Source organism: Candidatus Uhrbacteria bacterium CG10_big_fil_rev_8_21_14_0_10_50_16 (assembly GCA_002774875.1).
Classification (GTDB): domain Bacteria; phylum Patescibacteriota; class Patescibacteriia; order UBA9934; family UBA11717; genus UBA11717.
The window spans coordinates 977-17,933 of record PCYM01000008.1 but is presented as its reverse complement, the minus strand read 5'-3'; the positions used below and the strand labels follow the sequence as shown (position 1 = coordinate 17,933).

The window sequence follows — 16,957 nt, the reverse complement described above, 5'->3', positions numbered from 1 at the left end:
GGCGGACCGGACGAGACTCGAACTCGCAACTTCCGCCGTGACAGGGCGGTGCTCTAACCAATTGAACTACCGGTCCGTTTTGCGCGGGGGAACTGTATCATGCACGGCAAAATGGGTCAAGATGATGGATTAAGACTCTTTTGCAATGGTCTTTTTAAAAAAGTTCCCCCCGCACCAAGGACAGGTGTGGGGGATCGGTTGGCCGTTTATTACGGATCGAGGACTTCGGACTTTGTGGTCTTCATCAGAACGATCGCCAGGAGAAGGACCCCTAGACAATGTCCCGCAAACACCAGAAAGGTCGCCATGATGACAGGCACGGGAGACGAGATCCAATCGGGCCCGTGCTTGTAGACGAGCCACGATTCGATGCTCTCCTTCACCAACACGGAATAGCCGAACGTCAGGAGAAAGAGAAGCGTTCCTCCCAGGACGGCGACGAGCAGGCATTGCTTGATGGTCAACGTTCCCTCCCGTGCGACAGAATCGTCGCTACGTAGCGATTGCTGTACTTGCGCTCTTCGCGAACTTGTTCGGCAGCGGAGTCTCCAGGACGTACCCAAGCTGCACGAGGAAGCTCGGTACCATCTCACCTCTCCCTGTAGAGAAGGCTCGCCAGGACGTCCTGACTCGTTGTCTGAGCGACCCGTAGGCGACCCGTCGCACATGACAAACAACGGAGACAGCAATTTCTCGGCGCTTGCTGTTCTGAATACGATCCTGGTGTGCGTAATCTGCGTGTGAGCAGCAGCAGAGCTCGTGTAACTCCTGCCCCGTCTCTCGGTACCACGCGCCGTACTCGGCTATGACGACTGCCAGAATCACTGCCCGCCAGGCGTGTTTGGTGCCCGTCGTGTCCAGTAGGCGCACGACCTCGTAGGCGTGCTCCCGCGTCTTCTGATCCATCCCGCGTGTGCGGCAGAGCTTGTCCAAGATCTCCCACCATCCTTGTGTCATGCAGCCCATAAGGCCCTCCCTTCAGACGCCGGTACACTAGGCCTCTTTTTTACAATTGTCAATGCCTCTGGGTTTTCAGGGAAGGGAATTGTTGTATACTGTCGGCGTATGAATCAACCGTTCAAATCCCTTAAACCTATCGTGATCGGCGTTGCTGGGCCTTCTGGGGCGGGGAAGTCGACGGTTTGCAAACGAATCATTCAAGAATATCCCGGAATTTTGAGGCTTAAGTTTGACGATTTTTTCTGTGATGAGGCAGATGTGGACCGTCATCCGTTAGGTTTTGCTAATTGGGACAACCCGTCGAGTATTAAATGGGAACTCTTACAAATGGCACTGATGAATCTAAAAGCAGGGTTGTCGGTGACGATTCCGGACTATCAACGAAGGCAAAATAAAATGGTGGGTACAAAATGTGTGCAGCCAGCGCCGATTATCTTGTTGGATGGATACCAAGTGCTTCATGACCCCGGAGTGCGAGAACAATTAGACTTTGCGTTATATTTTGACCTGGAGGAAGATTTGCAGATCGATAGACGCATTGCGCGTCAGCCGAGCGTGGACCGTGGATACTTGTATCACGTTATGATTCCGGCAGCGCGTGCATTTTTGTATCCAACAAAAAAATACGCCACACATATTGTGAACGCCTCACAAGAACCAGAAGCGGTCTACGTATCAGCCCGATCGCATCTTTTAGAAATTTTTGCTAAAATACAGTCACGAGAGAATCAAACGCCTATCGTTTCTAACTCGCTGACCCACACATCCTAGACCTATGTTGACCCTGTTTTCTAAACTTTCCACCATCGAACCAACCCCAGAGGAAAAAAAGGATGCAGTCTTAAGGCTGATCGAGGATAGTTCTCCTACGGGTGGATTTTATTTAATGCTGCTGTGTGCTACGGTGATTGTGGCGGTGGGGTTGATGATCGGAAACGCATCAATTGTGATTGGAGGGATGTTGGTGAGTCCGTTGCTTGCGCCGCTGTTGAGTTTGGCGTTAGGAATGGCTATGGGGGACAAGCAGGTAATGTTGCGATCTATTTGGATTGTTTTGCTTACATCTGTCTTTGTGTTTGTGGTGTCCTGGCTCATGTCGCTTTTTATGCATTTTGAAAGCGTGAACATTGAGATCGTGAGTCGGATTGAACCGTCGCTCGCTTACCTGGTGGTCGCGTTGTTTGCGGGAATTGCTGGGAGCTTTTCTTACATTAAACCAAACATGAACGTGATTTTACCAGGGGTAGCGATTGCTATTGCGGTGTTGCCACCGCTAGCCGTGAGCGCGTTGGGGTTGAGTCTGGGGGATACGGACATTCTGTTTGGTGCGCTGTCCCTATTTTTGGTGAACATGGTGGGGATTGTCTTGGCGAGCCTGATGGTGTTTGCGACGTTTGGATTTTATCCGTTGCGACGCAGGGCGGAGATGGAGATTAAAAAGGAGGCGTAGTGGACGGTGAAAATTTTTTGTAGACAAGCAGAATCCCCCCGACCACAGTGTGGCGGGGGGATTCGTCGTTGGGCTCCGACGGAAGGTCAGGAGCCCGGTGTGGCGGAGGAGAGGACGAACTCGTCCTTCTCCACCTTGAGGTTGTAGGTGCCCGGCGCGAGGCCGGACACCTGGGAGGTTGCCGTCCGGGTGAATTCCGCCACGAGGGCGGGGTCACCCGTAATGACCACGCCCGCCGGGAGGGCGGGGGTGGTCGCGGCCGTGGGGGCGGGGGGCGGGGGGACGATCGGAGCGTTGAGCGCCCCGATTTGGCTGTCCAGGTCCTCATGGACCTTGGACAAGCACCGGGCCGGAGCCCGTTCCGCTCCCAACTGGCACCACCGGTAGCCGGTGAAGGCTCCGGTGGCGGCGTCCACGATGTGGACCCGCCAGACCCCGACGGTCTTGCCCTCCACCGTCTGCGTGCTGGGGCCGGTCATGTCGACCGACCACCGGTCGGAGTTGATCCCCTCGATCCACGGCCCCGAGGGGGTCGCGGCGGAGGCGGCGGAGTCACCACGGTGGCTGTTCCATGCCAGCCCGATCAGGGTGCCGATCAGGGCCAGGAGGATGGCCAGCAGGAGGAGGGGGCCGAGCCCCCGCCGCGACGTGGTGCGGCGCCACTGTTCGTCCTCCCGGTTGGGGTCGTCGTAAATGGTGGACATGATCTCATCCTCTCATACGGCGCCCGGCGTCTGCCGGGGGCCCTGGCGGTGGGTGGAGCCTTGGAACACAGCGTTCCTTGGCCTCCGTGGTTTTGTGCCAGAGTCTCTCTACCAGTGTTTGATAGGGAAAATCCGGCACAAAAGCCAATAGGTTGTTTAAAAGAACAACAGGCATTTATAGCATAAATTAGGGTTTTTGTCAAGGGGTCGCTCGGAGTTGTGCAAAAAATTGGGGACTCGGCAGGCCACGCCTCTCTGCGTGCGTTCGCACGCAGAAGACAGCTTGTCAGAGATAAAATCTTGTAAGCATGCGCCGACTTGCCCCCTATTTTTTACACAACATCTCGCTCCTACATTGCTAGACGATTCACGCTCGTGAGATCACGTCTAGGTCCCCTCCCGCTTCGTATAAGATGTGACGTTGGGGGTTTTAAAAAAGTGCGTCCGTCCCGGAGGATTCCGGGACGGACGTTGAAGATCACTTGTTGCGCCGCACGCGCACGATGGCGGTGTCGGGCGTGGGTGGTTCACGGTTCGATCGACGGACGCGCACGATGGCGGTGTCGGGCGTGGGTGGTTCGGGCGAGCTCTCCACCGCCGCATCCGCGTTGTCCTCTATGTCCACCTTCTGCGAGTCGATGACCTTCGTGAGGTTTTCGACTTCCGTCTGGAGTTCATGGATCTTCTTGCGTTGATCCAGAACCTCCTTGGCCGTGCGACCGTCCAGGGTGTCCAGGACCGCCGCAGCGTCGATCCCGCCGAACACGAGTGTCTTGCTGTCGGCGAGTGCCTCCGTTACGAGTGCCGCTGCCGCCTCGCGCCGCGCTGTGTGCACGTGGTTCATGTACACCACGGCGCTCAACCCCACCACGACAGCCACCAGTGCGGCCGCCAACATGACTACGCCAAAAGTCCGTGCCTTCATCTCCGTGTACTCCTCTTCGGGTTGAAGGTTGCGGTCCAGGGGACCGAATCCTGTTGCGTACATCAGATCTGCCCACAAGGTCATGCCTACCGACCTTGCTCGCATACGCAGCGTCCATCGGGGAGAAAGGAGGTTCACGCGCAGCTGCGGTCCCCGCATGTTTACCCGAACGCCTTGACCAGGTGAAGTGACTGCATTTGCGCGCTCCTCAGAAATCGGAGCGTGCCGCGGTCCTTCGACTGTTGCTGTGCCGCTTGACCTCTTCATGTTCCATGCGATCGGAGGCTCACATCTCTCATCGTCCGAACTGATGTCTCCCAGTACTCGTGCTACCGGCCGGGTCTCCTCCAGTGTGGGAGGCGCATCTGGGTGACGTGGGGCCACATCGAACGGATCCCTCGTTGCCGGCTGGTAATTAGCACCGCCGAGCTTGTTCCTATCGTGGTTACTCACGGTGTACTCCTCTCATGGTTGCGTGTCCGTGTACCGCCTTTGTAGCGCAGATTCTCCAATGTGTCAATCAATCGTCAAATAGAACCTGACAAAAAAAGACCCCCGTGCGGGGGATCTTATTATTTGCTTGCCTCAACAACACTCTTGAACGCCTCTGGCTGATGCTCGGCTAAGTAGGCGAGGGACTTGCGGTCCAACTCGATGTTCTTTTTGCTCAAAGCACTAATCAATCGGCTGTACGTGGTTCCAAGGGCGCGGGCTCCGGCATTTATCTTAATGGTCCAGAGTTTGCGGAAATCACGCTTTTTGGTGCGGCGATCACGGTAAGCGTAAGCACCAGCCTTAAGTGCAGCGGTCTTGGCAAGACGAATCTTGCTCTTGCGACCCCACTTCATTCCCTTTGTTTTCTCCAAAAGGTTGCGGCGGCGCTTGGTATGTTGTGTTCCTCGTGTAACGCGTGGCATAGTCTAGATTCCTGCGTAAGGCATTCCTGCCTTAAGCGCTCGCTTATTAGTACCGGAAAGCTCGACATCGCGACGTTTGCGACGTGTAATCTTTCCTGTGTCCCGGCTGTTAAAGTGATCCTGACCTCCGCGTCGCATTAAAATCTTCTTATTCTTGGTGATTTTAAAGCGTTTTGAGATCGTTTTGTTCGTTTTCAACTTCATAGTCCTTGATAGGTGTGAGGATTCTACTTCAAACCGACGATGATTGTCAAGCGTCCATTGGTGTTCTTAAACTCCTGGATGGTTTGGAGCTCTAAAAGGTGTACGGAGGTGATTTGGGCAATAAATTGCTCCATGATCTCTTTGCCTCGATCCACGTAGGCTTTTTCGCGGCCTCGGAGCACCATTTCTAGCTTGAGCTTATCTCCTCGCTTGAGGAATTCGAGTGCCCGCTTCATACGAACATCCAGGTCATGCTGTCCAATACGCGCGGTGAGTCGTACCGCCTTGACCTCTGTTTGCTTGCTCTGTGCTTTTTGTTTGCGGGCCTCCTTCTCTTTTTGATAACGGAACTGACCGTAGTTCATGAGACGTGCCACGGGCGGGTTGGCCTTTGGCGACACAATCACGAGGTCGACTTCTCGTTCTTCGGCGAGTCGTTGTGCTTCGGACCGATCGATTAATCCAATTTGTTCACCTTGATCTGAGATTAAAAATAGCTGATCCGCTTGGATCTGCTCATTGGCTTGGTACTCGGGTACGACGGCCTTCTTGGCCTCTTGTCCGCGTTTTCGTCGTCGGTGAATGCGCATTGTTGGGTCTTAAACGATACTGATGTGAATGAAACGGTCCCATTTAGCATGAGCTGCTACGTGTGGGACATGCTTATAAATAAACATGGTGGAGACGGTGGGAGTCGAACCCACGTCCGATATGAGAACCATTGAAACGTGTACAGGTGTAGGCTGTTCTGGTACCAACGATCGTAGGGAACAGCCAAGCGCCGATCGATGGTTCACTCAGGCAAATCAGGCATCGTGTACTGAGTGGCTACACGCACCTGCTCACAAGATATGACACCGGTTACACCCTATGTGAGGTCAGGCGTAGCGGCGTGCTCTCGCGCTTAGGCGAGAGCGAATGCTGGACGCAATGCGAATGCATTGCGGAGCTTTGCGAATGTGTTTGCAGTTGTTTCGCTGCACCAGAGTATTAACGAGGGACCGGTGCACCCTCGACCTGCGTAGACAATGCTTCGACATACGTCGAAACCAAGACGTCCCCATGGTGGAAACTACGCACCGCGATACTGACGCGTACGCATCTCTCGATCCAGATCACGCTTTTTGACGGAAGCGCGTTTTTCGTATTGCTTCTTGCCGCGAGCGAGTCCGATTTCGAGTTTTATTTTTCCGGCCTTAGTATAGAGCGAAATTGGCACGATTGTCAAGTGTTCTACTTCCATTTTCTTGGTTAATCGAGCGATTTCTCGCTTATGCAGGAGTAACTTGCGATTTTGGTAGGGGTCGTAGGACTCAATGTGTGCCGCATGAGTATAGGGGGCTATAAAGGCATTCTTGAGCCATGCCTCATTATCACGTAGATGGATAAAGGCTCCTTGGAGTTTTGCGTGGCCCGTTTTTGCCGATTTAACCTCCTGGCCCGTGAGGATAATCCCAACCTCGAGAACCTCTAGGATCTCATAGTCAAAATGGGCGCGTTTATTGTTGGCGAGTCGTGGCATGGAGTTGAGTATAGCAGGTGCACATGATTCATCACAACGGAGAATGAGTTATACCCAGGTGTCGGCGTACGTTGTCTCTATCTGGTATACTGAAGGCCTATGGCGCACACAAACAAACCAACAAACATCTCAATTTCTACGAGCACGATTGTTAAGGTGCTATTGATACTCGGGGGCATTGCCTTGCTGTGGTTTATTCGTGATATTTTGGTGATCTTTTTCGTTGCGCTTTTGTTAGCTGCGCTTATTGATCCGTTTGCGAGCTGGTTTGTTGAACATAAAATCCCACGAAGCATTGGTGTGCTTGTGGTCTATGTCGCGTTAGCGGCTATCGTTACGCTGTCACTTGTGATTATTATTCCGCCGTTTGTGCAGCAACTCGCAGGACTTGGCGCGAGTTTGGCGGCGTCGTTTGGGGATGCACGTGGAGCGATCGATAGTCTGGTTACATTCTCGGAACAATACGGGCTCTCTAATAATCTAATTGAGAGTTTCTCGAGTGTACAGCAAGGATTTACGGAAGGGTTGACGCGCGTCTTCTCCACGGTCGCCGGAATTTTTGGAGGGATTGCAACATTGATTCTTGTGTTGGTGATTGCATTTTACATGGTTGTGGAAGAACAAGACGGAAAGCGTTTGTTTAAACACCTCGCGCCAAAGCAGTATCAACCATATCTCATTGGTCTTGCAGGGCGTATGCAAGAGAAGCTGGGACACTGGTTACGTGGGCAACTTATTTTGATGGTGTTCATTGGTGTCCTTACCTACGTTGGATTACTCATTTTGGGTGTGGACTACGCGTTGGTGTTGGGAATCTTCGCCGGAATAGCGGAGATTGTTCCCTATGCGGGTCCCATTATTTCCGCCGTACCCGCGATTATTGTTGCATTCACGATCTCTCCTGTAAAAGCACTTATTGTTGCGGCGCTCTATTTTGCCATTCAGCAGTTGGAGAATGGGTTGCTCGCGCCAAAGATTATGCAGAAGTCTGTTGGCATTAATCCTGTTGCAAGCGTGTTTGCCCTCATGGTTGGATTCGAGGTAGGTGGCATTATTGGTGCGTTGCTCGCCATGCCGGTTGCCACTATTTTGGCAGTGTTGGTTAGTGATCTACTTGGGGAATATGATGTGCGCTTAAATAAGAGGTCTTCGCGATAGCTATGTTTGGAGCAATAAAAAGGCGTATCGTCTGGTTTCCATTTTTGTTGATTGCTATGACGGTAGTGCTGGCAATCACCATTGTTGTCATTGATCATAACCGAACGTCGGAATTGACGGCTGTCTCAGACGTGTTGCAGGTGCAAAACAATGTTTCTTCGGCTGTGACGGACACGGAATATCAACAAAATGTCAAAATGGTTTTAGAACCTGTTTGGTCTGTCCTTGCCAATGGAGCAGGGGAGTCGGCCGCGATTGTCTCGGTACGGGATCAGTTGGTTGCCATGCGTGTCTCATCCGAGTCGCGAGATTTGCACATTCAGCTTGTTGCCGCATGTAATCAGTTGGTGCGTGGACTCTTAGGTGATCCAGATGTTCTTGCAGATGCGCAAATTCGATTTCAAGGATTAACGACCAACTTTGTATGGCTCAAGTAGAAACAGAAAAACGATCCAATTGGCTTCTTACCGGATGTAGTATTGGGTTGCTCTTTGTTGTGATGATGGTAGGTATTGGCGTTGTGTTGCTTTCAAAGACGGGTCTTATTGGGTCCGCGTCGGCATTCGAACCACCAGCACCCGTACGTGTTGTAGAAACATCTCTCACGTCTGAGACAATTCAAAAAATGCTTGTCACATCGGCGCTGCAGTCTTTTAAACAGGGGAACATATCGGTTGTTGTTACAGAATCAATGATGACGGCGCTTTTACGTGATGGATTAGAGCAGATGCAGGAGCCAACGTTTGATTCGGCGCATGCACAGATTGCGGTTGTGGACGATGGCTATGCAGAGGTTTATATCCCTTTATACATCAATGAACGAACAACCACATTACGTGCGCAGGTTATGCTCGCATTGGAAGAAGGACGGGTACGTGTTTCAGTGAATAAAATTCAACTGGGGTATGTAACAATTCCGGGTCGTTTTGCAGCAGAAGCGTCTGAAGAAGCGTTGCAAAAAGTGCTTGACACACAGCTCGACCAAGTGCAAGGTGCGCTCAAACTGACAGATTTGCAGGTTCAGGATGGAGAAATTCGACTCAGTGGATCGGTGAGTATTAATCCATTGCAATTGTTTAAATGATTCTCATAACGCGCATGGTTCCGTTTGTAAATGGTCTGATTGCAGCTGGATTGCTGTACAGTCTTTCGTATTGGCCAAGTGCAATTCCTTTTTTGACGTTGTCCGTTGCTTGTTTAGTGGCAGTGGGGATTGGTCGCTTGGCAGGGTTTGGAAAAGATCTAGAAGGTTGGTGGCACGTTGCGATTACGCCTGTGGCGTTTGTCGTGTCGGCGGCCTTATTTATGTTGTTTTTAGAACCAACGTATTTGTTGCTTCTGATCCCAATGGTGGTTGGACTATTCGTCTTCTTTTTCTCTGAACATTTATTTCGCTTTGTACACTTGCCGGGGTTGTATCAACCCTATGCCTTAGAAAACACGTCTCTCGTTTTACACGTTTCAACAATGTATTTTTTGACGACCACATTCTTTGGTCTCCAAATGTTTTTACAGACACCTATCTGGTTATTAGTTATTGCATTTTTGTTTGTGGCGGGAGCACTTGTGTATGAAACGCTCTGGGTGAGTAAGATTCGCGACGTGTTTGCGATTCGTGCGGCGGGTGTGCTTGGTCTGATTCTTGGCGAAACGTTTTTGGTCGTGGCGTTATTGCCAGTGAGTTTCTTTGTGGGGGGCGCGGTGGTTGCAACGATCTTTTATGTGTTGCTTGGAATGGTTCGTGCATCGAGTTTACAAAAATTATCCGACACAGTCCTCAGACGCTATTTGTTGACGGGTGTCGTTTTACTTCTCATTCTTCTTCTTACTGCCCAGTGGGTTTAATCTCTCTTTATGCCTCCACAACGAACGACACTCTTTATATCTGTAATTCTCCTTACTTCTTTGACCTCTGCAATTGTTGGTGCGCTTATTGCTGACAGAACACTGGATCGCTATGCAGAATCGTTGAATGATCAAAGTATCAGAACAGACGTGACGCGCGTAAAGCCAACCGTGTTGGCAACGGCTGTGGATCAGACGATCGCCCATGTGGTGGAGGTTGCAAGTCCTGCGAGTTATCCGTTGATTCATGTTTTGGACCGTGTCCATTCAAATGGTGTTGTGGAAGAGGCAAACATTGGACATGCAACGGCTCTGACATCGGATGGTTGGTTTTTGATCCCGCAAGAGATCGTGGATCGCGTTGGGTCATCTCTGCGTTTAGTTATGGAGGGAGGAGTGGTTGCGATCACAAAGATTGTGCAAGACCCCGAGACATCGTTTGTGTTTGCAAAGGCAGAGGTTGTCGATGTACATGTGAGTACATTTGGTGCATCGGAGCGATTAGCAGAGGGAACGCCGGTATTTGTGGTGGATGGAATGCATGTCTATCCGCGCGTGTTGGTTGATACTTGGATTACAGATAAGGAGGCGATGACTTCGTCGGATCACTATTCTCGAACCTATCGACTCGATGCGATTGTGGATGTATTGCCCGGTGCGTTGGTGGCTGATGCAAATGGTTCGGTGATTGGATTTCTAGAAGGAATGGATCGTGTACGACCACTCCATCAACTCACGTCGGGATTGAACCACGTATTAACAACGGGAACGATTACGCGACCCGTGTTGGGACTGCTCTTGATTGATCGATCGCGTGTTGTGGCTGCAGATTCGGTTCAACAAGGCTTAGAGGTGATGAATATTATGCACGGGTCCGTGGCGGAGATAGCGGGGTTGCGTGTGGGCGATGTGATTGTGCGAGTACAGGGTGAATCTGTGCAGAATCAGACGCTAGATGAATGGGTGTTGGGGGCGAGCGAGGGAGATACGCTCCTGCTGACCGTTGTGCGTCAAGAGACGGAGCAAGAAATTTCTGTTACACTATAGACCATAAACGTATGACTGCTCAACGCGTACTTCGATTGCTCGGACGACATTGGACCACGATTATGTGGTTTGCGATTCTTGGGATTGTGGCGGCCGTTGGGTTGAGTCTGATTCGACCGTTGGAGTATAGGTCGTCGATTCGATTGCTTATTACACAAGAGTCGGTGAGCGCCGATGCCTATACCGCAAGTAGGAGTGCCGAGCGGGTGGCGGATGACTTGTCCGGCATTGTGTTTACGACGGCGTTTTTTGATCAGGTGTTGAATGCGCATTTTAGTATAGACGAGGCGCAGTTTCCGTCGGCAGACACCAAACAAGCCAAACGTCGCAAGGCGTGGCAAGAGATGATTACCACTTCCGTGGAGCGAGGAACGGGATTGCTGTCCATTGATGCGTATAATCGAGATCCGGAACAAGCACGACAGATATCGCAAGCAATTGCGTTTGTGCTCACACAGCAAGGTTGGCGCTATACGTCGGGCGGAAATATTTCTGTACGATTGGTAGACGAGCCGTTGGTGTCACAATACCCCGTGCGACCAAACTTGCCATCCAATGGATTTGTGGGCCTCGTGCTTGGGGCACTTGTAGGTGGGGCGTTTGTGTTGGTGCGTGCGGAGCAGATTATGCGCCGACGTCAGGCCTATTAAGGTGTCGTTTGAGGGAAATAAACGGAAAAGCGGTTATTGACAACCATAAAGAGGTTTGCTAAGGTGCCCTCGTTGCGATACAGAGCTTATGGCTATTGTATCGGCGAAATGCTCACGGCACCTCCTCCTTGCCGTCGAGTGTTTCGTCGATAAAGGAGCTGTGAGTGAACACCATCCCATGGGTGGTGTTTTTTGTTGAGAGAAGAGGGAAAACGGTCTATTAGATTAATTTCATGTGGGCGTGAGGGCTGCAGAAAAACGGAAAAGACTGTATTTGGGCTAACATTGGCAGAGATACGTGGAGGGGGGCTTGACAAAGTCCCCATTTTCTGCTAAAGTGCTTCGTCAAGACCATAAAGGTATGACCGTCTGGAGGCAGAGCGTGTGTGTCCGTATTATCCCTCCATAATACGTAGACGTCGCGCTCTTCTTCCAGGAGATCTCCTGGATGGGCTTGTCATGAACCTTTCAATTGTTTGATGATTTTAGGGGAGCTCTTGCGTCAGGAAGTGCGTGTTAAGGACTTGTTGTATGAGTCCTGCGTAGTTCCTGACGCAAGAGGAAGGGGCATGTCGCCCAATACTCGTAGAATGCCCGCTTTGGGACCGTCCCTTGGTGGGCGGGCGAGATTGGGGTGCATGTCAGAACCCCCTGGAGAGCGAGATGAAGATGCGTGTGATCATGATGCTGGCGGTCCTCGCGGCCGTTTTCGTCAACCTCAACCAGGCGTCGGCCGCGGGCAACCGCTGGGCCGACGTCGACGTCGACGGGGTCCTGGACTCCGTCGACCGGTGCGTGGAGTCCGCCCCCGTGGGGGTGGACACCGGCCTCGTGCGGCTGGACGGCTGCTTCTCGTCGCCGGAGGCCTGCGTGGCCTTCCGGCTGGCGCACGGGGGAAACTCGCACGACTGCGAGGGCTCCCCCAAGTGGGCCTCCGCCGACGCCACCTTGGAGGTGGCGCGGGGGTTGACCAGGCGGCAGCGCCGCGACGGCACCCTGGTGCCCGTCGCGGGCAACTCCGTCGCCCGAAAGGGCGACAAGATCACCTGCTCCCAGGAGGGGAGCATCCTGTACACCGACGGCAAGGGCTACGGCAAGGGCCGCCCCTTCCAGTCGGCCTTTGGGGCTGAACAGCCCCCGTTCTGCGCCCACCGCGTGTACGCGGCGGACGCGGTGGTGGCCGCCCCCCGGCCCGAGGTCTCGAAGAAGGACCTCGACGCCGCTCTGAGCACTGCCACCGGGTCGATCTCGGCCCGCCTGGCCGAGATCGATGCCAAGCTCGCCGCCTCGGCGGCGAGCAGCGTCAAGACCGAGGGTCGCCTGGCGACCCTGGAAGGCTACTTCACGTCGGGGGGGCTGGTGGACAAGATGTCCACCCAGCTCCTCGAGCTGGTCAACCGTACGGTGGCGGTCGAAGAGGCCGCTACCAACGCCCAGAGCACCGCCGACGCCGCCATGGCTGCTGCCTCCGGGCAGCGTGCCTGGCGCTTCACCCTGCGGGGTGGAGTGTCCGGCAACTCGCTGGACGTCGCAGACGGGCCGGTCAAGACGACCGGCTTCCACCGCCACGTCGACCCCTCCCTCGGGGGGCGAATCGAGCTCGGCTTCTCCGGGCTCGAGGGTGACAAGTTCTACTTGGAGGTCATGGCCTCCGTTGACTTGTTCGGCTTCGGCCGACAGGTCAACGGCTATGCCATGGGGATCGGCCTGGGCGGCAACGCCTCGGCCGGAGGTGCCCTCCTCGCCACGGACGACATCGTCCTGGCGCTGGTGGGTGGTGTGGAGGCGGTCTTCCGCCTCCACAACCTCGGACGGGACGGTTACGTCCTGTCCGAGACCACGGCCATCACCCCCAGGGGTGGCCTCGTTCTGCTCTGCGGAGAGAGTCGTCGCTTCTCGACGGCCCTCCTCGCCGGCCCCTCCTGGGCCGTTGTGAGTTGGTCGGACGGCACGTATGTGTCCGACCCCCGCCCCAACGTGGCCGCATCGGTCACGGCTGGGATCCGCTTCTGACCCGTGGGGCCCTACCGGCCCCACACTCACGAGAACGGGCCTTCAGCATCTGCTGCAGGCCCGACTCACAGTGCTCATATTCTCCTCTGAATGTGATCACTGTTGAGTCGTAAGACTTGACAAAGACAACATTTACTGCTATAAAGCGGTGTTGTTCCTTATAAATTGTTTGGTGGTTCTTGTGCCAAAATATCCCTATCATTTACTGGTAGAGAGGTTCTGGCACAAGAAACCGGAGACCGAGGGACGCTGTGTTCCAAGGCTCCACCACCGCCCGCTGAGGGCAACCGTCCCTAGTGGGCGGGCGAAAGCTGGGGGCGCCAACCCCCATGGGAGATCGAGATGCGCAACCTGACCCTGGCCCTCGTGGCCCTCCTCCTGGCCGCCCTCGCGGGCTGCCAGGTCGTCACCGACAACTCCGGCGAAGAAGACGGTGGGTTCGCCTGCCTCTTCGACGCCGATCGCGACATGGTCGGCTCCTGGACGGGCTACGGCCCCGAGGGATGGATGGACCTGCGCAACTACGAGCAGGGCACCGACCCCCAGGACTGCGCCGACAAGGCGTACGGCTCGAACATGCCGGTCCGGTGGCTCGCCACCGACCGCATCGACGCCGACGACGCGGACTCCTGCTACCCCAACCCGCAGGCCTCGGCCTGCGACGAGGACCACACCGCGGACGACGACGACTCGACGGCGAGCGACGACGATGACAGCACCGCGTCGGACGACGGCGGCGGGGACGACAACATTCTCTCCTTGTCCTGGGAGAGCATGGGAGACGTCTACGGGCGGCTCCTTCTCGTGGGGAACCCCCCCAACCTGCCCGCGCAGGTCTTCAGCAACGTGGTCAACCGCGACGCGGTCGCGGTTGACCTCTACCTGAACGACGGGGACTACGACCAGTTTCAGTGGATCATCCTGGGCTTTGTGGCCGAGGAGTCCTACGAGGATTGGCAGTCCTGCCGGGCTCAGCACCCGATCAACGAGTGCTGGCAGATGGTGGACTTCGAGTCCTGCACGGGGGACTTCGAGACCGGCGAGGCCTTCCTCGTCGGCCGACACTCGGCAACGTGGGAGGGCGACTCGCGCCCGGTCCACGCGTCCGGCAACCCCTACGACGGCTGCATCGCAGTCGTCAACTGATCACCCGCCAGGTCTCCTCGGAGGCCTGGCACAACGACGCAACGCGTCGATTCCACCCTGGGATCGGCGCGTTGTTGTTTTTGATCAATTTTTCCTTACATCAAGCAAATGCTGTGACGAGGGGTTGGCGATCAAGGGGCTCAGTGCCTTAAGCAAGCACTTATCATCCAGTAATGTAGGGAGCGAAGGGTTGTGTTTACAAAAAGGGACAATCGGATAGAGACGTACAGGGCTTACTCCTGGCTAGCTGTCTTCTGCGTGCGAAGGATCCTGGCAAACGTTGTGACGAAGGTTTTGTATAAAAAGGGGCTCAGTTTATAAAACAGCTTGGCCCCGAGTTTTACGAGGGTGTTTTATGAACTGCGTCAATGAGACGTCCGCAGGAGACGTTGAATGTCCTTTTTATACAAAGCCCGAGGAACCCTTGACAAAGTGCCGATTTTATGATATATATTGCGGTTCCTTACAATCACCAGAGAGTCAGAAACAGCCCATTTTACAGGTAGAAATGCGTTGTTTCTGGCTTTCTGGAGTGCCCAGAAGCTGTACCGGGGCATAGCCCCACAACCGTCCAGCTTTGGCTGGACATGGAGATCGAGATGCGGAACCTGATGATCCTGGCCCTCGTGGCCACCACCTGCCTCGCCGGGTGCTACACCCTGGGCGAGGATCCCGCCACCGGCGACGGTGGCAGCAACCAGCCCTGGCCCTCGGGCCAGGGCTACAACAGCCCCTCGGACGATGACGACGACGACGCGACGGGGAACAACCCCGCCACGGACGACGACGACACCACGGCCGCCGACGACGACAGCACCGCGGCGGACGACGACGACACCCCCGCCCCCGTGCCCTGCACCCAGCAGGGAGGGTTCGAGGACCTCGACGGGGACGCCTACACGGCGTGCTCGTACCCCACGGTGGAGTCGCTGACGGGAGCCAACCAGGTGGGTGGCTCCGTGGACACCATCAGCATGGTGCCCACCTTCGGTGCGGAGGGCCCGGCCCTGCGCATCGAAGCGTTCGAGATCAGCGTCACGTCCACGGCCGGCCCCTCGGGCTGGCTCGCGGACAACATCGAGGGGATCGCCACCGATCTCGGTGGCGACGCCTCCTGGAGCGACGCCTCCTGCGTTGGCAACAACTGCGAATGGGTCTTCATCTCCCAGTCGCTCGTGGACTACCTCACCTCGCTGTACGGCGAGGACGTCCCCGAGGAGGAGGCGGAGGCCTACCAGGAGTTCATGTCCGAGGTCATCGAGGCCTTCATCGGCGTGTACGACGCGCCGGTGGTGGTCTTCAGTGGCTCGTTCGAGTCGCTCGAGATGTCCCTGCATTCGGCAGGGAATATCCCGGGCGGCTCCTCCCTCACCTGGAAGATGGGGGGGATGATCATCAACGACGGGAGCTCGTTCGATCCCGTCCACCTCTACCAGGTGGACGAGGACAACGAGATGGTCGGCAACGACCAGACCAAGACGGTGACGTTTACCGGCCCGGTCAACCCCCCGGCGCCCGAGCCGGAGCCCGAGGTCACCTCCTGTGACCTCAGCGTGGTCTACACCACGCCGGGGAATCAGGCCTACGATCGCCTCAGCCTGCAAGTTGGGTCCTGGGACTTCACCAACACGTTGGGCGACCCGCTCAACGTGTATGCGGACCCCGTGGTCCGCGTGGTGACCAACACCTCCACCCTGGCGGTGACGCCGGGGTACCACTGGGCCTTGCAGGACATCCCTGCGGGCGCCATCGTCGCTCTCGACGTCACCCTCACCGAGGGCGGGGTCGAGACCTGGAGCTGCATGGGGAACAGCCCCAACGGTAGCTTCACCGCCGTCTGCAACGACGGCACCGCGGACGAGGTCAACGTGACCCCGTTTATCACGACCTACCACTGGAACGGCGGCTGCTCTCGGCAACTGACCCTCCCCAACGTTCTCTGAAAGGAGGACCCGCCCCGCCTCCTCGGAGGCGCGGCACAACGACGCAACGCGTCGATCCCACCTGGATCGGCGCGTTGTTGTTTTTGCTTTAAAAAAGAAAGATTGATAGTTGGTGGAGAACGATTACAGTAAAAGAGATGGGTGCGAGTATTTTGCATAGGCATCGAGGATTTTGATAGATTCAAGTGATTTGTTCCTTATGTAGAATGGACAAGATCACACCCCCCCTATTCCCCTCCTCGGAGAGGAGGGGAGAAAAGCTAGATAAAATCACATGAAACTAGATGGGATTAGATCCAGCCTTCGTCCCCGAGAACACGTGTGTTTTGAAATACGAGTTTACGAGTATTCTTAAAACGCATGTGTTTGAAGATAAGCCTCCTCGACGCAGTACTTCAGGCAATGCAGGAGCGAGGAGTTGTGCAAAAAATAAGGGACAAGTCGGCGCCATGCTTACAAGACCTTATCTCTGA

At 54.9% G+C, this 16,957-nt stretch carries 20 protein-coding genes, 1 tRNA gene and 1 other RNA gene; 12 read left to right on the top strand and 10 right to left on the bottom strand.

Going from position 1 to position 16,957, the window contains the following annotated elements; genetic code table 11:
- Positions 1-2: 2 nt before the first annotated feature.
- The 3 genes from COV06_04020 to COV06_04010 form a co-directional block, all read right to left on the bottom strand.
- Positions 3-76 (bottom strand) — tRNA-Asp (locus tag COV06_04020).
- A 133-nt stretch (positions 77-209) separates the two neighbouring features.
- Entirely contained in the window at positions 210-464 is a 255-nt protein-coding gene (locus tag COV06_04015) for a hypothetical protein (GenBank protein PIR47360.1), read from the bottom strand.
- Positions 465-492: 28 nt separating this feature from the next.
- Entirely contained in the window at positions 493-957 is a 465-nt protein-coding gene (locus COV06_04010; protein PIR47359.1) for a hypothetical protein, read from the bottom strand.
- Between the two features lie 108 nt (positions 958-1,065).
- Between COV06_04010 and COV06_04005 the strand changes: the two genes are divergently transcribed.
- Both COV06_04005 and COV06_04000 read left to right on the top strand, forming a co-directional pair.
- On the top strand, positions 1,066-1,731 hold the full coding sequence (locus COV06_04005; protein ID PIR47358.1) for a hypothetical protein: 666 nt from the start codon (positions 1,066-1,068) through the stop codon (positions 1,729-1,731).
- Positions 1,732-1,735: 4 nt separating this feature from the next.
- Positions 1,736-2,410 carry a TIGR00341 family protein gene (locus COV06_04000; GenBank protein ID PIR47357.1) on the top strand — a complete coding sequence of 225 codons (675 nt, stop codon included), beginning with the start codon at positions 1,736-1,738 and terminating at the stop codon, positions 2,408-2,410.
- A gap of 86 nt (positions 2,411-2,496) precedes the next feature.
- On the opposite strand, the gene COV06_03995 is transcribed toward COV06_04000, so the two are convergent.
- From COV06_03995 to COV06_03965, 7 genes are all read right to left on the bottom strand, one after another.
- Positions 2,497-3,114 (bottom strand): hypothetical protein, encoded by a 618-nt coding sequence (locus COV06_03995; GenBank protein ID PIR47356.1) that lies wholly within the window; start codon positions 3,112-3,114, stop codon positions 2,497-2,499.
- A gap of 478 nt (positions 3,115-3,592) precedes the next feature.
- Complete coding sequence (locus COV06_03990; GenBank protein ID PIR47355.1) at positions 3,593-4,123, bottom strand: hypothetical protein; 531 nt, start codon at positions 4,121-4,123, stop codon at positions 3,593-3,595.
- A 488-nt stretch (positions 4,124-4,611) separates the two neighbouring features.
- Positions 4,612-4,956 carry a 50S ribosomal protein L20 gene (locus COV06_03985; GenBank protein PIR47354.1) on the bottom strand — a complete coding sequence of 115 codons (345 nt, stop codon included), beginning with the start codon at positions 4,954-4,956 and terminating at the stop codon, positions 4,612-4,614.
- Between the two features lie 3 nt (positions 4,957-4,959).
- Positions 4,960-5,160 (bottom strand): hypothetical protein, encoded by a 201-nt coding sequence (locus COV06_03980; GenBank protein ID PIR47353.1) that lies wholly within the window; start codon positions 5,158-5,160, stop codon positions 4,960-4,962.
- A gap of 23 nt (positions 5,161-5,183) precedes the next feature.
- Positions 5,184-5,750, bottom strand: a complete 567-nt coding sequence (locus COV06_03975; GenBank protein ID PIR47352.1) for a translation initiation factor IF-3 — start codon at positions 5,748-5,750, stop codon at positions 5,184-5,186.
- 86 nt (positions 5,751-5,836) lie between these two features.
- Positions 5,837-6,222, bottom strand: a transfer-messenger RNA (tmRNA) gene (ssrA, locus tag COV06_03970).
- Between the two features lie 10 nt (positions 6,223-6,232).
- Positions 6,233-6,682: an SsrA-binding protein gene (locus tag COV06_03965; GenBank protein ID PIR47351.1), complete on the bottom strand. Its 450-nt coding sequence runs from the start codon at positions 6,680-6,682 to the stop codon at positions 6,233-6,235.
- 99 nt (positions 6,683-6,781) lie between these two features.
- Between COV06_03965 and COV06_03960 the strand changes: the two genes are divergently transcribed.
- The 10 genes from COV06_03960 to COV06_03915 all read left to right on the top strand — a co-directional run bounded on the left by COV06_03960 (position 6,782) and on the right by COV06_03915 (position 16,957).
- A complete protein-coding gene (locus COV06_03960) occupies positions 6,782-7,840 on the top strand; it encodes a hypothetical protein (protein ID PIR47350.1) in 1,059 nt (352 codons plus the stop codon).
- A gap of 2 nt (positions 7,841-7,842) precedes the next feature.
- Positions 7,843-8,277, top strand: coding sequence for a hypothetical protein (locus COV06_03955; GenBank protein ID PIR47349.1), 435 nt, complete (start codon positions 7,843-7,845; stop codon positions 8,275-8,277).
- On the top strand, positions 8,265-8,924 hold the full coding sequence (locus COV06_03950) for a hypothetical protein (protein PIR47348.1): 660 nt from the start codon (positions 8,265-8,267) through the stop codon (positions 8,922-8,924). Before COV06_03955 ends, COV06_03950 begins: the two co-directional genes overlap by 13 nt.
- Positions 8,921-9,685 (top strand): hypothetical protein, encoded by a 765-nt coding sequence (locus COV06_03945; GenBank protein ID PIR47347.1) that lies wholly within the window; start codon positions 8,921-8,923, stop codon positions 9,683-9,685. Before COV06_03950 ends, COV06_03945 begins: the two co-directional genes overlap by 4 nt.
- 9 nt (positions 9,686-9,694) lie before the next feature.
- Positions 9,695-10,732, top strand: a complete 1,038-nt coding sequence (locus tag COV06_03940) for a hypothetical protein (GenBank protein ID PIR47346.1) — start codon at positions 9,695-9,697, stop codon at positions 10,730-10,732.
- Positions 10,645-11,382, top strand: coding sequence for a hypothetical protein (locus tag COV06_03935; GenBank protein ID PIR47345.1), 738 nt, complete (start codon positions 10,645-10,647; stop codon positions 11,380-11,382). The genes COV06_03940 and COV06_03935 overlap by 88 nt, the downstream gene beginning before the upstream one ends.
- Before the next feature lie 663 nt (positions 11,383-12,045).
- Positions 12,046-13,395: a hypothetical protein gene (locus COV06_03930; protein ID PIR47344.1), complete on the top strand. Its 1,350-nt coding sequence runs from the start codon at positions 12,046-12,048 to the stop codon at positions 13,393-13,395.
- 342 nt (positions 13,396-13,737) lie between these two features.
- Positions 13,738-14,541, top strand: a complete 804-nt coding sequence (locus tag COV06_03925) for a hypothetical protein (GenBank protein ID PIR47343.1) — start codon at positions 13,738-13,740, stop codon at positions 14,539-14,541.
- 587 nt (positions 14,542-15,128) lie between these two features.
- Positions 15,129-16,484, top strand: a complete 1,356-nt coding sequence (locus COV06_03920) for a hypothetical protein (GenBank protein ID PIR47342.1) — start codon at positions 15,129-15,131, stop codon at positions 16,482-16,484.
- Between the two features lie 284 nt (positions 16,485-16,768).
- Positions 16,769-16,957, top strand: coding sequence for a hypothetical protein (locus COV06_03915; GenBank protein ID PIR47341.1), 189 nt, complete (start codon positions 16,769-16,771; stop codon positions 16,955-16,957).